Source organism: Variovorax sp. Root434, from assembly GCF_001426595.1.
In the GTDB taxonomy this organism is placed as follows: domain Bacteria; phylum Pseudomonadota; class Gammaproteobacteria; order Burkholderiales; family Burkholderiaceae_C; genus Variovorax.
Window position 1 is genome coordinate 1 of the sequence record NZ_LMEK01000011.1, and the last position, 16,179, is coordinate 16,179.

The 16,179-nt window shown below is 69.5% G+C and carries 19 protein-coding genes and 3 pseudogenes; 9 read left to right on the plus strand and 13 right to left on the minus strand.

The genetic code is table 11. From position 1 onward, the window contains the following. Together ASD05_RS10260 and ASD05_RS10265 are read left to right on the plus strand one after the other, a co-directional pair. A partial coding sequence (locus tag ASD05_RS10260; protein ID WP_235507928.1) for a hypothetical protein occupies positions 1-399 on the plus strand: 399 nt, incomplete at its 5' end. Further along, positions 396-1,238: a universal stress protein gene (locus ASD05_RS10265; protein ID WP_056591336.1), complete on the plus strand. Its 843-nt coding sequence runs from the start codon at positions 396-398 to the stop codon at positions 1,236-1,238. The genes ASD05_RS10260 and ASD05_RS10265, both read left to right, overlap by 4 nt. Before the next feature lie 24 nt (positions 1,239-1,262). On the opposite strand, the gene ASD05_RS10270 is transcribed toward ASD05_RS10265, so the two are convergent. The 3 genes from ASD05_RS10270 to ASD05_RS10280 are packed head-to-tail and all read right to left on the minus strand — an operon-like array spanning position 1,263 to position 2,687. Beyond that, positions 1,263-1,526: a BON domain-containing protein gene (locus ASD05_RS10270; protein WP_056591339.1), complete on the minus strand. Its 264-nt coding sequence runs from the start codon at positions 1,524-1,526 to the stop codon at positions 1,263-1,265. A gap of 31 nt (positions 1,527-1,557) precedes the next feature. Continuing rightward, positions 1,558-2,181: a hypothetical protein gene (locus ASD05_RS10275; protein ID WP_056591342.1), complete on the minus strand. Its 624-nt coding sequence runs from the start codon at positions 2,179-2,181 to the stop codon at positions 1,558-1,560. A 44-nt stretch (positions 2,182-2,225) separates the two neighbouring features. Further along, positions 2,226-2,687 (minus strand): universal stress protein, encoded by a 462-nt coding sequence (locus ASD05_RS10280; protein ID WP_056591345.1) that lies wholly within the window; start codon positions 2,685-2,687, stop codon positions 2,226-2,228. Here ASD05_RS10280 and ASD05_RS30665 point away from each other — a divergent pair. Both ASD05_RS30665 and ASD05_RS10285 read left to right on the plus strand, forming a co-directional pair. Beyond that, entirely contained in the window at positions 2,686-2,931 is a 246-nt protein-coding gene (locus ASD05_RS30665) for a hypothetical protein (protein WP_235507929.1), read from the plus strand. The genes ASD05_RS10280 and ASD05_RS30665 overlap by 2 nt on opposite strands. Positions 2,932-2,970: 39 nt before the next feature. Then, on the plus strand, positions 2,971-3,489 hold the full coding sequence (locus ASD05_RS10285) for a universal stress protein (protein ID WP_235507930.1): 519 nt from the start codon (positions 2,971-2,973) through the stop codon (positions 3,487-3,489). A 2-nt stretch (positions 3,490-3,491) separates the two neighbouring features. Here the strand turns inward: ASD05_RS10285 and ASD05_RS30670 are convergent, their stop codons facing one another. Further along, positions 3,492-3,632, minus strand: coding sequence for a DUF6691 family protein (locus ASD05_RS30670; RefSeq protein ID WP_414930042.1), 141 nt, complete (start codon positions 3,630-3,632; stop codon positions 3,492-3,494). On the opposite strand from ASD05_RS30670, the pseudogene ASD05_RS10290 reads away from it, so the two are divergent. After that, positions 3,606-3,836: pseudogene (locus ASD05_RS10290) on the plus strand (MBL fold metallo-hydrolase); the annotation flags it as partial. The gene ASD05_RS30670 and the pseudogene ASD05_RS10290 overlap by 27 nt on opposite strands. Before the next feature lie 16 nt (positions 3,837-3,852). On the opposite strand, the gene acs reads toward ASD05_RS10290, so the two are convergent. Further along, positions 3,853-5,829, minus strand: coding sequence for an acetate--CoA ligase (gene acs, locus ASD05_RS10295; protein ID WP_056591355.1), 1,977 nt, complete (start codon positions 5,827-5,829; stop codon positions 3,853-3,855). Between the two features lie 124 nt (positions 5,830-5,953). Here acs and ASD05_RS10300 point away from each other — a divergent pair, with 124 nt between their 5' ends. Then, on the plus strand, positions 5,954-6,274 hold the full coding sequence (locus tag ASD05_RS10300) for a DUF485 domain-containing protein (protein ID WP_056591358.1): 321 nt from the start codon (positions 5,954-5,956) through the stop codon (positions 6,272-6,274). Beyond that, positions 6,271-8,025 (plus strand): cation acetate symporter, encoded by a 1,755-nt coding sequence (locus tag ASD05_RS10305; protein WP_235507931.1) that lies wholly within the window; start codon positions 6,271-6,273, stop codon positions 8,023-8,025. Before ASD05_RS10300 ends, ASD05_RS10305 begins: the two co-directional genes overlap by 4 nt. Before the next feature lie 36 nt (positions 8,026-8,061). Here the strand turns inward: ASD05_RS10305 and ASD05_RS30360 are convergent. Together ASD05_RS30360 and ASD05_RS10315 are read right to left on the minus strand one after the other, a co-directional pair. After that, positions 8,062-8,511 (minus strand): annotated as a pseudogene (locus tag ASD05_RS30360) (histone deacetylase family protein); the annotation flags it as partial. A gap of 35 nt (positions 8,512-8,546) precedes the next feature. After that, complete coding sequence (locus ASD05_RS10315; RefSeq protein ID WP_056591364.1) at positions 8,547-9,314, minus strand: acetate--CoA ligase family protein; 768 nt, start codon at positions 9,312-9,314, stop codon at positions 8,547-8,549. A gap of 32 nt (positions 9,315-9,346) precedes the next feature. Between ASD05_RS10315 and ASD05_RS29435 the strand changes: the two are divergent. After that, positions 9,347-9,799, plus strand: a pseudogene (locus ASD05_RS29435) (GTP 3',8-cyclase MoaA); the annotation flags it as partial. Between the two features lie 11 nt (positions 9,800-9,810). On the opposite strand, the gene ASD05_RS10320 reads toward ASD05_RS29435, so the two are convergent. From ASD05_RS10320 to ASD05_RS10345, 6 genes are all read right to left on the minus strand, one after another. Then, entirely contained in the window at positions 9,811-11,007 is a 1,197-nt protein-coding gene (locus tag ASD05_RS10320) for an NnrS family protein (RefSeq protein WP_056591532.1), read from the minus strand. After that, positions 11,007-12,101 (minus strand): hypothetical protein, encoded by a 1,095-nt coding sequence (locus tag ASD05_RS10325; RefSeq protein WP_056591366.1) that lies wholly within the window; start codon positions 12,099-12,101, stop codon positions 11,007-11,009. The genes ASD05_RS10320 and ASD05_RS10325 overlap by 1 nt, the downstream gene beginning before the upstream one ends. A 62-nt stretch (positions 12,102-12,163) precedes the next feature. Beyond that, the gene (locus tag ASD05_RS10330) at positions 12,164-12,499 is read right to left on the minus strand and encodes a metal-sulfur cluster assembly factor (RefSeq protein WP_056591370.1); all 336 of its coding nucleotides are present in this window, start codon (positions 12,497-12,499) and stop codon (positions 12,164-12,166) included. Then, positions 12,496-12,963, minus strand: a complete 468-nt coding sequence (locus ASD05_RS10335; protein WP_056591372.1) for an RrF2 family transcriptional regulator — start codon at positions 12,961-12,963, stop codon at positions 12,496-12,498. Before ASD05_RS10335 ends, ASD05_RS10330 begins: the two co-directional genes overlap by 4 nt. Before the next feature lie 16 nt (positions 12,964-12,979). Beyond that, the gene (locus tag ASD05_RS10340; RefSeq protein ID WP_056591375.1) at positions 12,980-15,292 is read right to left on the minus strand and encodes a nitric-oxide reductase large subunit; all 2,313 of its coding nucleotides are present in this window, start codon (positions 15,290-15,292) and stop codon (positions 12,980-12,982) included. A gap of 33 nt (positions 15,293-15,325) precedes the next feature. Next, positions 15,326-15,625, minus strand: a complete 300-nt coding sequence (locus ASD05_RS10345) for a DUF2249 domain-containing protein (RefSeq protein ID WP_056591378.1) — start codon at positions 15,623-15,625, stop codon at positions 15,326-15,328. A gap of 68 nt (positions 15,626-15,693) precedes the next feature. Between ASD05_RS10345 and ASD05_RS10350 the strand changes: the two genes are divergently transcribed. Further along, positions 15,694-16,179, plus strand: coding sequence for a ribonucleotide reductase subunit alpha (locus tag ASD05_RS10350; RefSeq protein ID WP_235507932.1), 486 nt, complete (start codon positions 15,694-15,696; stop codon positions 16,177-16,179).

Below are 16,179 nucleotides of genomic sequence, written 5' to 3' on the forward strand. Positions count from 1 at the left end.
CGGGCGAGAGGACACACCATGAGCACCGACTTCACTTTTCCGCTGGCGCTGTGCAAGGCGCAATGCAGCATCTGGCTGCACTCGCTCGAGATGTTCGAGTCGATCGGATCGCGGGCGCTGCAGGATTGCATTGCGCTGACCCGCGCCGAGACGGACGCCGTCATGCGCGCCGAGGACTGGCACGCGCTCGCCACGGCGCCGATGCAGGTGCTGCGGTCTCAGGGACCGGATCACCCCGCGCCTGCGGCGGCCGCCCACGAGGCCGCACCGGCCCAGCCTTCGCGAAAGGCCGTGGTGAGCGAAGCCCTGCACACGCTGCACGGTGCCCTGGCGTCCGCGCCTTCCGCGCACCGGATGAAAGCCGGCCGCAAGGCCGCCCGGGCAAGGCGGCAGGCATGACGCTTTCGACCATCTCGGTGCACCTGGACCACACCGAGTGCTGCGAGGTCCGCACCCGGCTGGCGGCACGGCTCGCGAGGCTGCATGGGAGCCACCTGATGGGCATCGTGCCCACCTGGGCTCCGGCCGGAACAGGCCCGGCTCCGCGAGCTTCCGGGGAGCTGGACCGCACGATCGTCGAGGCCTCGCTGTACCTGCGCAGGCGGGCCGAGACTGTCGCTCACGTGTTCCACAGCCGGATACGGCCGGCTGCGTCCTCCAGCGATGCACGGCTGGTGGACGGCGATCCGGTGCAGGCCGTGGTCCACCACGGCCGGGCCAGCGACCTGATCGTTGTCGGGCAGGCTGACGAGGCGGCGGCGTTGTGCGAAGCGGCGAGCCGGCTGCCCGAGCAGGTCATGCTGAACGCGGGACGACCGGTGCTGATCGTTCCGCGCGCGGATCGCCGCATCTCCCGGGGTCTGGACAGGATCCTCGTGGCCTGGGACGGCAGCCGGGAAGCATCCATGTCGCTACGCGGCGCGATCCCGCTGCTGCGCGGTGCCACGCACGTCACGCTGCTGTCCCTGCGCAGGGACACGGCCGCGGGTCCACCGGATGCGCCGGATCCCGAGGACCTGAGCGGCTGGCTCCTGCGCCATGGTGTCCAGGCCAGCGTCGAGCGCCTGGTGACGTCGCTACGCATCTCCGACGCGCTGCTCGACCGCGCGGACGTGCTCGGCAGCGACCTGCTCGTGATGGGAGGCTATGGCCATGCCCGCGCGCAGGAACAACTGCTGGGCGGAGTGACCCGCGAAGTGCTGATGCGCACAAGCGTTCCCCTGCTGATGGCGCATTGACGGCGCCTTGCCGCCGTTTCGAGCTCAGGACGAGTGCGCGCCGGCCGGGGTGGACGCCGGCGCGTCCTGCGGCGACGGCATCACGATGAGCCGGTTCAGCAGCATCGTCAGCCCTTCGGTGCGGCGCGCGGCCCGCTCCACGGCGGCACGCCGCGCCTCGTCGATCACCTGGCCGCGAAGGGTCACGACGCCGTCCTTGACGCACACGTCGACGTCGCAGCCGTTGACGGCCGGGTCCCATTTGAGTTGGGCGAAGACGTCATGCCTGAGTTGGATGTCGGGGTTCATGGTCGTTCTCTCCGGTGATCGGGCGCGGGCATTACTTTCCATCGGAGCCCGCGGGACGGGCCTTGCGCTTCGCCGCTTCGAGCGTGCGCGCCGAGGCGTCGGCGGCTGCCCTGGCGGCCGATTGCATGGCTTCTTCCGCCTTGTCGAGCGCTTCGCGCGTAGCCTGCGCTGCCGTCTCGGCTTCTTCCTTGCCGGCTTGCGCGGACCGGTTCACCGATTCCTCCGCCCGGGCGAGGGCCTCCCTGGAGGCCTGGGCCGCCTTCCGGCCTTCTTCCTGGGCGGCCAGCGCGGTGTCCTTGCCTTCGTCGAGCGCCCTGGCTGCGGAGGCGGCGGTTTTTTCTTCCAGGCGCGTCGCCGCCTGGGCCGCCTTTCGCGCGGCCTTGCGGATGCCCTCGGCCAGGGTCTCCGATACCTGGCCGGTGGTGGCCTTGCCCTTGTCGGCAGCAGCCTTGGCGGCGTCCACTGCCTGTCGGGCAGCCTCTTCCGCGTCACGCGCGGCCCGGCCGGCCGACGCGCGCGTCGCGTCGCCCGCTTTCTGCACAGCGCTTTCCGGCGGGCTGAACTGCCCGGGTGCCGTGTAGTCGGCGGCGAATGTGCAGGCGCCGGTGGCGAGGATCGTGGACGCGATCAGGTTGCGAAGCGTGTTGGATGTCATGTTCTTTTCCGATAGGTTGGATTGGTGTGTGGCGGGAGCTGCGTTCAGCCCGCTGCCGCCGCTGCACGCACCAGCAGCACCGGCACGGGGCTGCTTCGCGCAACGCGGTCGGCATCGCTGCCGAGCGCTAGCCGGCTGAGGCCGCGGCGGCCGTGGGTGCCCATCACGATCAGGTCGCAAGCAGCCTTCGCGGCCTCTTCGGTCACGACTTCGGCGATGCGCTCCTGCGTGACTTCACGCAGCACGGTCTCGGCCTCGACCCCAGCCGCCGTCGCCTTGGCCCGAGCGCGCGAGAGGACCGATTCGCCGTATTCGCGCACTTTCTGCAGGCCGGCCTCGAAGCTGGAGACGCTCGACATTTCCATCAGCATCGGAAAGTCGTCGACAACGTGGAGTAGACGCAGCCTGCTTCCGAGTTCGCCGGCCAGGCGGATGGCTTCCTGCAGGCCGCAGTCGGCAGTGGGGCTGCCGTCCAGCGGAACCAGCACGTGCTTGTAGACGGACATGGGTTTTCTCCTCGGGGCCGCCTTCAACAGGCACCTGCCGCCGGCCCCGGCGCGACGGGCAAGCAGATTCTTTCGTCGCCTGCCGCGGCCGGGCTTGCGCCACATCAACATCGCCCCGCTGCGGGGATTGGACGAAGCCAACCGCGAGTGCGGCGTGGCTGTTCTCTTCGTCACGCACAACCCCGAGCTGGCCGGACGCCGCGATCGCATCCTCCAGGCCATGGACGGCATGATCCGCGATTGATGCATGTCAATTCGAAGGCCGCCCGCATGGCCAGAATGGATGAGTGAAGAACGGGCAGGCATCGCGGTTGCAGACGCAGCCTTGCTCGGCAAGGAGCAATCCGTGTACCGACGAATACTCGTTCCCATAGACGGCAGCCCGGCATCGGCCCAGGGCGTCGAGGAGGCGATCCGCCTCGCCAGGCCGATGAGAAGCCGGGTGCGGCTGCTCCATGCCATCGACGAGCTTTCGGTCTCGCGGGCCGGCTACGCCCGCGACGGGTCGTCGGACCTGCAGGCGGAGGCCGAGCGCATGCTCGCCCTAAGTGCCGAGCGCGTCCGTTGCGCCGGCGTCGAGGTCGACACCGTGCTCTACAACGAATCGGACGGCACGGTGGCAAGCCTCGTCGCCGACGAAGCACGGGGATGGCATGCCGACCTGATCATTGCGGGCACGCGAGGCCGGCGCAGCCTCGGGCAACTGCTGCTGGGAAGCAGCACGGAGCGGATCGTGCGCGGCTCCTGCATTCCCGTACTGCTGGTGCATGCGGCCGGGAGCGAGCAGGCGGGCGCCGGGTAGCCTCAGCCTTGTCGCGCGCGGTGCTCGATGAGTTCGAAGATTCCCATGCCCGCGAGCATCGCGAGCACGAAGACATGGGCCTTGGTTTCGCCCATGCCCAGGGCGAGCAGGCCCGGGCCGGGACAGAAGCCCGCAACATCCACGTGCGCGACGGCATCGGCGCCGACGAGTTCGTGGCGATGCGCACGGCGCGCGACGCAACGCTGGACGTGCCCACGCTCATCCTTCCGTCGATCCAGGTGAACGTGCGCGGCGGGCGGCTCCAGCCTGCCGACGACAACGGCGTCGCGTATCTGCGCATCCCGGTGGATGCGCTTCCCGCGCAGCGGCGCCCGGCGGGCGGATAGCCAGCCGCCGGTCGCCTCAGTGCGTCTCGGTCAGCTGATCGAGGATCGCCGGGTTCTCCAGCGTCGACACGTCCTGCGTGATCGCTTCGCCCTTGGCCACCGAGCGCAGCAGGCGGCGCATGATCTTTCCGCTGCGCGTCTTGGGCAGGTTGTCGGCGAAGCGGATCTCCCTGGGCTTGGCGATGGGGCCGATCTCCTTGCCGATCCACGCGCGCAGTTCGGCGGCCAGGCGGTCTCCTTCCTTGCCCGTGGGGCGCGGCTGCTTGAGCACCACGAACGCGCAGATCGCCTCGCCCGTGGTCTCGTCGGGACGGCCCACCACCGCCGCCTCGGCCACCAGCGCCGTGCAGGCCACGAGCGCCGATTCGATCTCCATCGTGCCCATGCGGTGGCCGCTGACGTTCAGCACGTCGTCGATGCGCCCGCCGATGGTGAAGTAGCGCGTGAGCCTGTCGCGCGCGGCACCGTCGCCCGCCAGGTAGTAGCCGCGCAGCTCCGGCGGAAAGTAGCTCGATCGGTAGCGCGCGTCGTCGCCCCACACCGCGCGGATCATGCTCGGCCATGGCTTCTTGATGACCAGCAGGCCGCTCTCGCCATCGGGCACGTCGTTGCCCGTCTCGTCGACGATGGCCGCCGCGATGCCGGGGAGGGGCAGGGTGCAGGAGCCCGGCACGAGATCGGTGGCGCCGGGCAGCGGCGTGATCATGTGGCCGCCGGTCTCGGTCTGCCACCAGGTGTCGAGCACCGGGCAGCGGCCGCCGCCCACGTGCTGCCGATACCACTCCCAGGCGGCCGGGTTGATCGGCTCGCCGACCGAGCCCAGCACGCGCAGGCTGCCGAGGTCATGACGATCGGGGTGGACCGCCGGATTGCCCTCCGCCGCCTTGATCAGCGACCGGATGGCTGTGGGTGCTGTGTAGAACACCGTGACGCGGTGCCGCTCGATCATCTGCCAGAAGCGTCCCGCATCGGGATAGGTGGGCACGCCCTCGAACACCACCTGCGTTGCTCCGATGGCCAGCGGGCCGTAGGCGATGTACGTGTGGCCCGTGACCCAGCCGATGTCGGCCGTGCACCAGAACACGTCGCCGTCGTGCATGTCGAAGGTCCACTTGGTAGTGAGCGCCGCATGCAGCAAATAACCGCCGCTGCAGTGCTGCACGCCCTTGGGCTTGCCCGTGGAGCCTGATGTGTAGAGAAGGAACAGCGGATGCTCGGCGCCGACCCATTCGGGTTCGCAGCCGTCGTCCTGTGCCTGGGTTATCTCGTGCATCCACAGATCCCGCGGCGTCCAAGCGATGGGCTCGCCGGTGCGGCGGTACACGATGACCGATTCCACCGCCTCGCAGCCGCCCAGCGCGATCGCCTCGTCGACCATCGCCTTGAGCGGCAGCTGCTTGCCCGCGCGCACCTGCTGGTCGGCGGTGACGACCACCGCCGCGCCGGTGTCGGCGATGCGGTCGCGCAGCGCATGCGCCGAGAAGCCGCCGAACACCACCGAGTGCACCGCGCCCAGCCGCGCGCAGGCTTGCATCGCGACCACGCCTTCGACCGACATCGGCATGTAGATGACGACGCGGTCGCCTTTCTTCACCCCGCGCGCCTTCAGGGCGTTGGCCATGCGGCAGGTCTGCGCCAGCAGCTGCGCATAGGTCGTGCGGGTGACGTTGCCGTCGTCCGACTCGAAGACGATCGCCACCTTGTCGCCCCGGCCGGCCTCCACCTGGCGGTCGAGGCAGTTCCACGAGACGTTGAGGGTGCCGTCCTCGAACCAGCGGTAGTAGGGCGCATCGCTGCTGTCCAGCGCCTTGGTGAACGGCGTCTTCCAGCCGATGAATTCGCGCGCGAGGCGGGCCCAGTAGCCCTCGTGGTCGGCATCGGCTTCGGCCACCAGCGCGTCGTAGGCGGCGCGGCCGGCAACGTGGGCGGATCGGGCGAGCGCCTCCGGTGGTGCGTAGGTCGGAAGACGGGACGGGAGATCGGGTGCGTTCATGTCTCGTGGCTTTCGTTTGGGGGCCCGATCTTGCCGGCGGCGAAGAAGAAAACCTTGCGCCAGCGCAAGCTTCGGCACGGCGCGCGCGTTCCTAATCCGCCCATTGCAAACAAGGAGACCCCCGATGGAAGACGATCTGGTCGCGCGCGTCGCCGCGCATCCCCAATACAGGCAACTCAAGCGCCGGCGCGACCGCTTCGGCTGGACGCTGGCGGTGCTGATGCTCATCGCGTACTACGGCTTCGTGCTGCTGGTGGCCTTCGACAAGGAGTTCCTGGCGCGGCGCATCGGCGACGGCGTCATGACCCTGGGCATGCCGATCGGCTTCGGGGTGATCATGTTCACCGTGGTGATCACCGGCTACTACGTGCGCCGCGCGAACGCGGAGTTCGACAACCTGTCCGACGCCGTGGTCAAGGCTGTCCAGAAGGAGGCCAGGCAATGAGCGCCACTCTCCTGCACGCCCCGCGCGTCCCCCGCGTCCCGCGCGTGCGATCCGCCGCCGCCTTCCTCGCCCTGTGCGCCGTTTCGGTGGGTGCTTTCGCGGCCGGCGCCGACCTGGGCCAGCTGCAGAAGCAGGCCACCAACTGGACTGCCATCGGCATGTTCGCGCTGTTCGTGGTGGGAACGCTCTTCATCACCAAGTGGGCCGCCGCGCGCACCCGCTCGGCGTCCGACTTCTACACGGCCGGCGGCGGCATCACCGGCTTCCAGAACGGGCTCGCCATCGCCGGCGACTACATGTCCGCGGCGTCGTTCCTCGGCATCTCGGCGGCGGTGATGGCCACCGGCTATGACGGGCTGATCTATTCCATCGGCTTTCTCGTGGGCTGGCCGGTCATCACCTTCCTGATGGCGGAGCGGCTGCGCAACCTCGGCAAGTTCACCTTCGCCGACGTCGCCGCATTCCGTTTCAAGCAAACGCCGGTGCGCATCTTCGCGGCCTCGGGCACGCTGGTGGTGGTGGCGTTCTATCTCATCGCGCAGATGGTGGGGGCGGGGCAGCTCATCAAGCTGCTTTTCGGCCTCGAGTACTGGATCGCGGTGGTCATCGTGGGCTCGCTCATGATGGTGTACGTGCTCTTCGGCGGCATGACGGCCACGACCTGGGTGCAGATCATCAAGGCCGGCCTGCTGCTGGGCGGTGCGAGCTTCATGGCGGTGTCGGTGCTCTGGCACTTCGGCTTCAGCCCCGAGGCGATGTTCGCCGGCGCGGTCAAGGTCAAGACCGACCTGGCGCTGAAGGACGGCAAGACCGCCGAGGTGGCCGCGAGCATCGGGCAGTCGATCATGGGCCCGGGCAATTTCGTAAAGGACCCGATCTCGGCCATCTCCTTCGGCATGGCGCTCATGTTCGGCACGGCCGGGCTGCCGCACATCCTGATGCGTTTCTTCACCGTGCCCAGCGCCAAGGAGGCGCGCAAGTCGGTCATGTGGGCCACCGGCTGGATCGGCTACTTCTACCTGCTGACCTTCATCATCGGCTTCGGCGCCATCACCTTCGTGCTGACGAACCCGGACTTCCTCGACGCCAAGGGCGTGCTCAAGGGCGGCGGCAACATGGCGGCGATCCACCTCGCCAATGCGGTGGGCGGCAACGTGTTCCTCGGCTTCATCTCGGCGGTGGCCTTCGCGACCATCCTCGCGGTGGTGGCGGGCCTCACGCTGTCAGGCGCTTCCGCCGTGTCGCACGACCTGTATGCCACCGTCATCAAGAAGGGCGACGCGGGCAGTGCGGCCGAGCTGCGGGTTTCCAGGATCACCACGCTGGCGCTCGGTGCGCTGGCGGTGCTGCTGGGCATCGTGTTCGAGAAGCAGAACATCGCCTTCATGGTGTCGCTGGCCTTCGCCATCGCGGCCTCGGCCAACTTCCCGGTGCTCTTCATGTCGGTGCTCTGGAAGGGCTGCACCACGCGCGGAGCGGTGATCGGCGGCTTCCTGGGGCTGGTGTCCTCTGTGGTGCTGACGGTGGTTTCGCCCTCGGTCTGGGAGGCCACCTTCGGCTATCCGGCGGGGTCGGCTCCGTTCCCGTACACCTCGCCATGCCTGTTCTCGATGAGCATCGCCTTCGTGGGCATCTGGCTGTTCTCGGTGCTGGACCTCAGCGCGCGCGCGCAGGTCGACCGGGGCGGTTTCCTCGCGCAGCAGGTGCGTTCCGAGACGGGCATCGGCGCGCATGGCGCGAGCGGGCACTGAACGAGGCCGCATGCTGGCCGCGGCCCGGCGCCGCGGTCAGTCGGCGCCGATCAGCACCTTGACGTGCGCGGCGGCGCTGCGGGCGAGCGCGCTGAGCGCATAGCCGCCTTCGAGGCAAGAGATGACGCGGCCGCGGCAATGCCGCTGCGCCACGTCCATGATCTGCCGCGTGACCCAGGCGTAGTCGTTCTCCACCAGGCCGAGGTTGCCCATGTCGTCCTCCCGGTGTCCGTCGAAGCCCGCCGAGACGTAGACGAGCTGCGGGGCGAAGGCTTCGAGCGCCGGCAGCCAGTGGCCTGTGACGGCCGCCCTGAAAGCATCGCCGCCCGAGCGCGAGGGCAGCCCGACGTTCACCATCCGCGGACCGTTGTCCTCCTCGCCTGCAAAGGGATAGATGCCCTTCTCGAAGATGGAGCACATGAGCACGCGCTCGTCGTCGCGGAAGATGTCCGCGCTGCCGTTGCCGTGATGCACGTCGAAGTCGACGTCCGACTTGTGCGTGATGTCGCGCGAGAGGATCTTCAGCGCCACCGGGTATCCCAGCCCCTTGGCAGCTCGACGGCCGCCTCGGCCGTTGGCGCGAGGGCGACGGTGGGCACCGTCTCGATGCCGTAGGCCCGCAAGAGCGACTTGGCCTCCTGTTCGCCGAGCCATTCGCGCTGCTCGGCCAGCGCCGCGCCCAGCGTGGCGTGCACCGCGGCGGCGTCCGGCACGGCGCCTTGGTCGGCGCCCGGCGTCTCCATCAGGATCTCCTGGTTGCGCCTGTAGGTCTGCAGCATCGCGAAGGCGTGCACCGCTTCTTCGGGCGTGGCGTAGTCGGCCACGCCGGCATCCTCGAAGAGCCTGCGCGCCTGGGCAACCGCATCGTCGTCGAGCCAGGCGCTCATCACGCGCGAGGCGTGGCCGCGCAACAGCGGCAGGCAGGCGCGCGCGACATCCTCGCTGCGCACGATGGCCGTGGGCGCATGCATGAAGAGCACCGCGCCGGCCGACGCGTCGGCCAGCAGCGCGCCGAGCGTCTCGGCATAGCGCTCGGCTGGCGCGTCACCGATGATGTCGATGGGGTTGGCGCGCGACCAGTTCGCCGGAAGCAGCGCGTCGAGGCGGGCGAGCAGCGCGCAGCCGGGGTCGGCCAGCGCCACGCCCTCGTGCGCCGCCGCGTCGGCCGCCATCACGCCGGCGCCTCCGGCATTGGTCATGACCGTGAGCCTGCCGTGGCCGTTGGCCCGGAAGCGCGACAGGGTTTCCGCGGCGACGAAGAGCTCCTGCAGCGTGTCGACGCGCAGCATTCCGGCGCGCCGCAGCGCGGCGTCGTAGACCGCTGCGATTCATCGAATACATGGACGTCGGCGCCACCAACGGTTGGCGGATGGACGAAGTCCTGCCGTCGGCCGAGGTCATCGGGCGGATCACCGCCGAGTGGCCGCTCGTGCCATTAGACGCAAGCGCGCCGGGGGAGACCGCCCAGCGCTGGGCCTATGCCGACGGCGGTGGCGAGATCGGTGTCATCAGCAGCGTGACGCAGGCCTTCTGTCGCACGTGCAGCCGCGCGCGCCTGTCGACCGATGGGCAACTCTACACATGCTTGTTCGCCGGTGAAGGGCATGACCTGAGGGCAATGGTTCGCGCAGGCGTGAACGACGAAGTTCTCGCCTCAAGCATTGCGCACATTTGGTCCGGCCGCAGCGACCGGTATTCCGAGCTGCGCGACGTGCGCAACGGCAACCGGCATGCCGCGCGCCCGCCACACGCCGAGATGAGCTACATCGGCGGGCAGGCTGCAGCTCAGCCTGGCATTCCGTCCGGCCGGGCCCGGCTCAGCGCGGGCCAGTACCGCACCGCAAACAGGCCGAAGCCCAGGCTCCAGCATGCCGCGGAACCAAGGACCGCGGCGATCGCGTGGGCCGGCGCAACAAGCGGAACGAGAACCCGGATCACGGCCGCGAGCAGCACCAGCACGAAGCATGCGGTGTCGACCTGGTCGGCGCGCAGCACCCGGCCGGTGTGGCCTCGCGACGTGCGCACCATCATGCCGATGATGAGGCCGCCCGCGGCGCCCACGGTCAGCGCATGGGTGGCGAGCGATGCCGGCACCACGCCGTATAGCGCCAGCACCCGCAGTACAAGGTGAACCGGAATCCATGCGTAGGCCACATGCAGCACGAGCACCAGCGTGTTGGCCGGCGCCTTCCAAGGCCGCCACAGCAGCCAGCGCGCCAGATGCGCGAGCGCCGCAGGCAGCGCGATGGCCATCCCGGCGATCGGCGGCAGGCCCGTCGCGTCGGCCAGCAGCAGTGCGAGCACCGACCCCAGCGCGGCGTTCTCGGCCAGCGGGTGCCGCGTGGCACCGGCGCCCGAAATGGCGTTGTTGGTGAACATTGGAATCACCCGGCCCCCCATGACCGCCATGATGAACAACACGGCGTCCAGCGCCACCTGGATGCCCAGCCACCCCGGCACCTCGAGCACGCCGAGCGCGGCCAGGTGAAAGGCGAATGCGGCGCCCGAGAGCAGCAGCAGCAATCCGACGAAGAAGTAGTTGCGCCGGTTGCGCGCCGCCACCAACGGGCGCGCCAGCGCCAGGGCGCAGGCCAGTGGAAAGGCCGCGTTGACGGTGGCGGCAGTCCAGGCGAAGGGCGTTAGCACGAGCACGCGGCCCGCCACCCAGAGCGCCGACAGCGCCGCCAGTGGCAGGCCCGTGGGCGTGGGCTGGCCCGACCAGTTGCGCCCCGCAGTGAACAGAAATCCGACGATCACGGCCAGTGTGAAACCGAACAGCATCTCGTGCGCATGCCACATCGGCCCTTGCAGGTAGGCGCGCGGCAGCCAGCCGGCGAACTGCACAGCCCACAGCGCGATGGACAGGGCCGCGAAGGCGCTGGCGAGCAGGTAGAAGGGCCGGAAGCCGAGCTGCCACAGGGCAAAGCCGGACGCATGAGCCGAAGGGGGCTGTGCGGGTTCGAGCGGAATGAAGCTTGCCATCATCTGGCCTTTCGGGCGCCCTCGGCGCCATGTTGGATGCGCCACGCGACGGCCGCGCCGGCCACGGTGACGGCAAAGAAAATAATCGCGGCCGCATTGAGCGAAGCCCCGGCGGCACGCAGCGGAACGCTGAAGCTGCCCAGTGCCAGCCGCACGAAGAGCGACAGGTGCAGTGCGACCAGCGGCAGGTAGAAGAAGGCGCCGAAGCGCAGCTTGATGCGTGCGATGGCCGGCAGCACGACGGGCGCGTGCCCCATCACCATGCTGACGACGAAACCCAGCCCCAGCGCGTGCAGCGCGGCATCGCGCGCCGGCCATCCGAGCGCGGCCGCGGCCCAGGCCACGCCGGCGATGCCGAGCCAGGCATAGCCGCCCAGCAGGCAGACCGCCATGTAGCGGCTGATGCCGTGCGTGAACAGCGTGCGCCGCGCGATGTCGAACACCGCCAGCCACGCGGCCAGCAGCGCCAGCGCCACGCCGTAGGCGAGCCCGCCGGCAAGCGGGGCCGCGCCCGAGCAAGCGGCGCCCGCCAGCAGCAGCAACAGCAAGGCATGCAGCGCCGCGCCAGCGGCAGGGCGCCGTCGCATGAGCCGCGTCATTTCGAGCCGCTCGGCCGCGATGGTCATGACGAGGAAGGCGAACCACCACGGGAAGACCGCGCCGCCGTCGCGGCCGGCGGCGAACAGCAGGTTGCCCGCCACCCACGCGGCCGCGCCGAGGGCCAGCAGCAGCGTGTGCGCCGCGCGCTGGCGCCGCACGACCAGCGCGTTGACCGCCAGGAAGACCATCGCCGCCGCCACGCCGAGCCACGCGCCGGCGGCCTGCTGGCCGAAGGCCAGGCACAGCGCGCCGGTGCCCGACGCCAGCGGCGCGAGAAACGCCCAGCGCTGCTTGACGGCCACGGCGCGTTCGATGCCGATGACGGTGCCCAGGAAGCCGCAGACCATCAGCGCAGCGTGCACCAGCAGCACCTGGCCGGCCGAGGCGAACGACAGCGGGTCCGGCACCGCCACACCGAGCCGCCAGAGCCCGCCCGCGATGCCGGCCGCCAGCGACACGCCGGCCAGCGCGCCGAACAGCGCGCGCGCGAGCATCCCGCTGCCCGCGGGCGAGGTCCGAATGGGCCATCTGCGGCGGACGGCCGGGCGGGCTGCGCCTACCATCCCATGGCCCGCTTGGCACCGGGACTCATGCGCTCCGGGCTCCACGGCGGCTCCCACACCAGCTCGACGCGGATTTGCAGCTCGGCCGGGACGACCTTGTCCAGCTCGGCTTCCGCCTCGTCGATGATGAGCTCGGCCACCGGACAGGCCGCGGAGGTCATCGTGATCCGCACGTGCGCCCTCGCTGCGTCCACCGTCACGCCATAGACCAGGCCGACGTCGACGATGTTCATCGAGATCTCCGGATCGACGACGCGCGACAGCGCCGCGGCCAACGGCTCGCGCAGATGTTCCGGCCCGTCGTACGGAAAAGGCGCCGCGGCCGTCATGCATTCCTCCCCGCCGGTTGCCGCACGCCGATGCGGCTTGCCAGGAACACCTGGGACAAGGCCTCCCGGTTGTGCACGAGGTCGGCCAGCGTGTAGCGCTGCAGCACCGCGTGGAACGCCGCCAGGGCTTCGCCCAGCACGCCCTGCAGGCGGCACAGGCCGGTGATGCGGCAGGCACCGCCGTTTTCCCCGAAACATTCCACGATGGCACCGCCCTCGGTGCGGCGCACGACGTCGTCGACGTTGATTGCCTCGGGCGGCTTCGCGAGCGCCAGCCCGCCGCCCTTGCCGCGGACATTGGCCAGCCACCCCTCCTTGCCCAGGAAGTGCACCACCTTGGTCAGGTGATGCTCGGACACCGCGAAGGCGGCCGCGATCTCGCCGATGGTGGCGCGCCGTTCGGGCTGCGCGGCCAGGTAGATCAGCACGCGCAGGCTGTAGTCGGTGAAGGCGGTGAGCTTCATGGCTGCGATCGCCGTGTCACTGCTCGGCCGCGTGGCCGGCCTGCACCGCCAGCCCCTTGCGGCCCTGGCCACGTACCGGTGCCTGTGGCGCGGCCTGTGCCGCCGGGCGGCGCAGCAGGCGCAGCGCATAGGCCGCGAGCAGCACCGCGCCCACGGCGAAGACGATGTCGCCCGGCACCCGCATCCACACCAGCATCTCCATCACGCGGGAATGCACGATCTCGGCCGAGCGCGCGTACCACAATCCTCGTGTGACGCTGGCCCAGGCCTGGTAGATGCCGGCGGGCAGCAGCGACAGGAACACCATCATCGCCAGGCCGATGTTGAGGCTCCAGAACGCGGGCCGGAGCAGCCGGTCGGCGTGCAGCTGGCGCTCGTACAGGCCGCGCAGGCAGAACAGCATCAGCCCGATGCCCAGCATGCCGTAGACGCCAAAGAGGGCGGCGTGGCCATGCGCGGCCGTCATGTTGAGCCCCTGCACGTAGTAGAGCGAGGCGGGCGGATTGATCGCGAAGCCGAGCACGCCGGCGCCGATCGTGTTCCAGAAGCCGACGGCCACGAAACACATGACAATCCACTTGTAGGCCGCGAGCCAGGGCAGGGCCTGCGAGCGGCGGTAAGTCTGCAGGGCCTCCAGTCCGATCAACGTGAGCGGCACCACCTCGAGCGCGGAGAACACGGCGCCCACGGCGATCACTGATGTGGGCGTGCCGGTGAAGTAGAGGTGGTGCAGCGTGCCGAGAATGCCCCCGAACAGGAAGACGATGGTCTCGGCGATGATGGCGCGGTTGGCGCTCTCGGTGCGCACCAGCCCCAGGCGCGTGAAGATCAGCGCGACGACGGCGGTGGCGAACACTTCGAAAAAGCCTTCCACCCACAGGTGCACCAGCCACCAGCGCCAGTACTCGATCATCGAGTAGTGGGTGTGCTGTCCCCAGGCCAGCGAGGTCGAATAGAAGCCGCCGATGCAAGTGGCCGACAGGAACACCATCGCGATCAGACCGCGCGATGCCGACGGCTTGACCAGGGCGGGCCACAGCGCGCGGCCCAGCAGGAAGACCCAGAACAGCAGGCCGACGAACAGCAGAACCTGCCAGAAGCGGCCCATGCTGGTGTATTCGAGGCCCTGGTTGCCCAGCCAGAAGCTGAAGTCGATGCCGCGATGCTGCAGCGTGCCGAGCCAGCCGGTCAGCGTAGAGCCGACCACGATGGCGATCAGCGCCCAGAACAGCACGTCCACCCCGAGCTTCTGCAGCCTGGGTTCGCGCCCCGACAGCAGCGGCGCGATGTACAGGCCCGTGGCCAGCCATGCGGTGGCGATCCAGAAGATGCCGATCTGCGTGTGCACCGTGCGGCTCACCACGTAGGGGAGCAGCTCCGCCAGCGGCAGCCCGAAGAACGACTGCCCTTCGACCGCGTAGTGGGCCGTGATGACGCCCATCGCAATCTGCAGCAGCATCAGCCCGATCACCGCGAAGAAGTATTTGCGCGTGGCCTTCATGGAGGGCGTCGCCACGGCGCCGAGGAGCGGGTCCGCCTTGGGCGGCTGCGCTTCGGGCTCGTGCTTGCGGCTGCCGTGCAGCCACAGCATGGCCGCGATGGCCGCCAGCAACAGGCAGATGCTGGTCATCGACCAGACAGCGGCCGAACTGGTCATGGTGTTGCCCACCAGCGGCTCGTGCGGCCAGTTGCTGGTGTAGCTCAGGCCCGTTTCCCCGGGCCGGTCGGTGGCGGCGGCCCATGAAGTCCAGAAGAAGAAGGCGGTGAGGGCCTGGCGGTCGGCGCGCTCGGGCAGCGTGCCCGTCGTCATCGCGTACTGGCCGCGCAGCGTGGCGAGCGCGCTGTCGCTGCCGAACAGGGCGTCATAGTGAGCCGCCACCTCCCGGATCGCCTGCGCGCGGTCGGCGGAAACCGTGATCGTGCCGCTGGTGCTGTCGTAGCTGTTGCGCCGCATTTCGTCGAGCACGGTGGCCGCGAGCGCACCGCGGTCCGACGGGCCCAGCGAATCGAAGTCCTTGCGGTACGCCTGGGCATGGCGGTTGCGCAGCGCCACGGCCTCGCGGTGCAGCCAGTCGGCCGACCAGTCGGGCGCGACGTAGCTGCCGTGGCCCCACACGGAGCCCAGCTGCTGGCCGCCGGCCGAGAGCCAGACCTGCTGGCCGCGCCGGATCTGCTCGCCGGTGAAGATCGGCTCGCCGCCGGCGCTGACGACCGCGTTCGGGATCGGCGGCGCGGTCAGGTAGATCTGCACGCCCAGGTAGCCGAGCGCACCGAACGACAGCACGAAGATGAAGGCGAGCCAGCGCCACAGCCGGTTGTTGTTTGTCATGACGGTTCCTTGATTCGTCGAGGGGGGCGCCGCTCAGGCGCCGCCGCAGCCGCCGCAGCAGCCGCCGCGCGCATGCGCATCGAAGGCCGGCACCTTGGTGATGGCGACGCGCCAGGTCGAAGGACCCTGCTCGAGGTAGTTCCACGCGAACCGGTCAGGCCATTGCGACTGGAACTGCGCATACAGCGGCTGGGGGTCGTGGTCGTTCACCAGTTCGATGGCGCTGCCGACGTCCAGGGCCGCAAAGGTGGAGAAGATGTGCGCATGACGAAAGCGCGGCTCGAGCCGGCGGGCATCGATGACGGAAGAGGAGGAGGGCGCTGCAGATTTCATGGGTTTTCTAGGTGGGAGCAGGTGGATTTGAAAGGTGTATTTCGAATGCACCTATGCTAGGAAGGCGCATGCGGCATCCCTTGATCTGCATCAACAACGAGAGCGAAGGCAGCGGCGACGCTCGCGGCATGCCTTCTCCTTCTTCTGCCTCTTCCTCATCTCTTTTCGATCAGCTGTTGCTGGCCGCGGCGGCGCAGCCCGAACCCCAGCGCCTGCTGTTCGTGTTCGCCGAGGCCGAACTGCCCGGCGATGCGGATGCGGCGCAGCGGACGCGCTTCGAGGCGGGGCAGGGCGGTGCGTTGACGCCCGTGGCATGCGTGGAGAAGAGCCTGCCGGAGCTCACCACCTTTGCCGCGCTGGTGGCCGAATCCCGCCGCGCCAGCCTGCCCTGGCGGGTGATGTTTGCGGCCGGCCTGCCGGGCGCGAACGGCCGGCCGCCGTCGCCGGAACGCATCGACAGCGCGCTGCAGGCCATGGTCGAGAACGTTCGAAGCGGGGCCTTCGGCGGCTATCTCGCGCTCGACACCGAAGGCCGGCCGCTGCAGTTCGGCTGA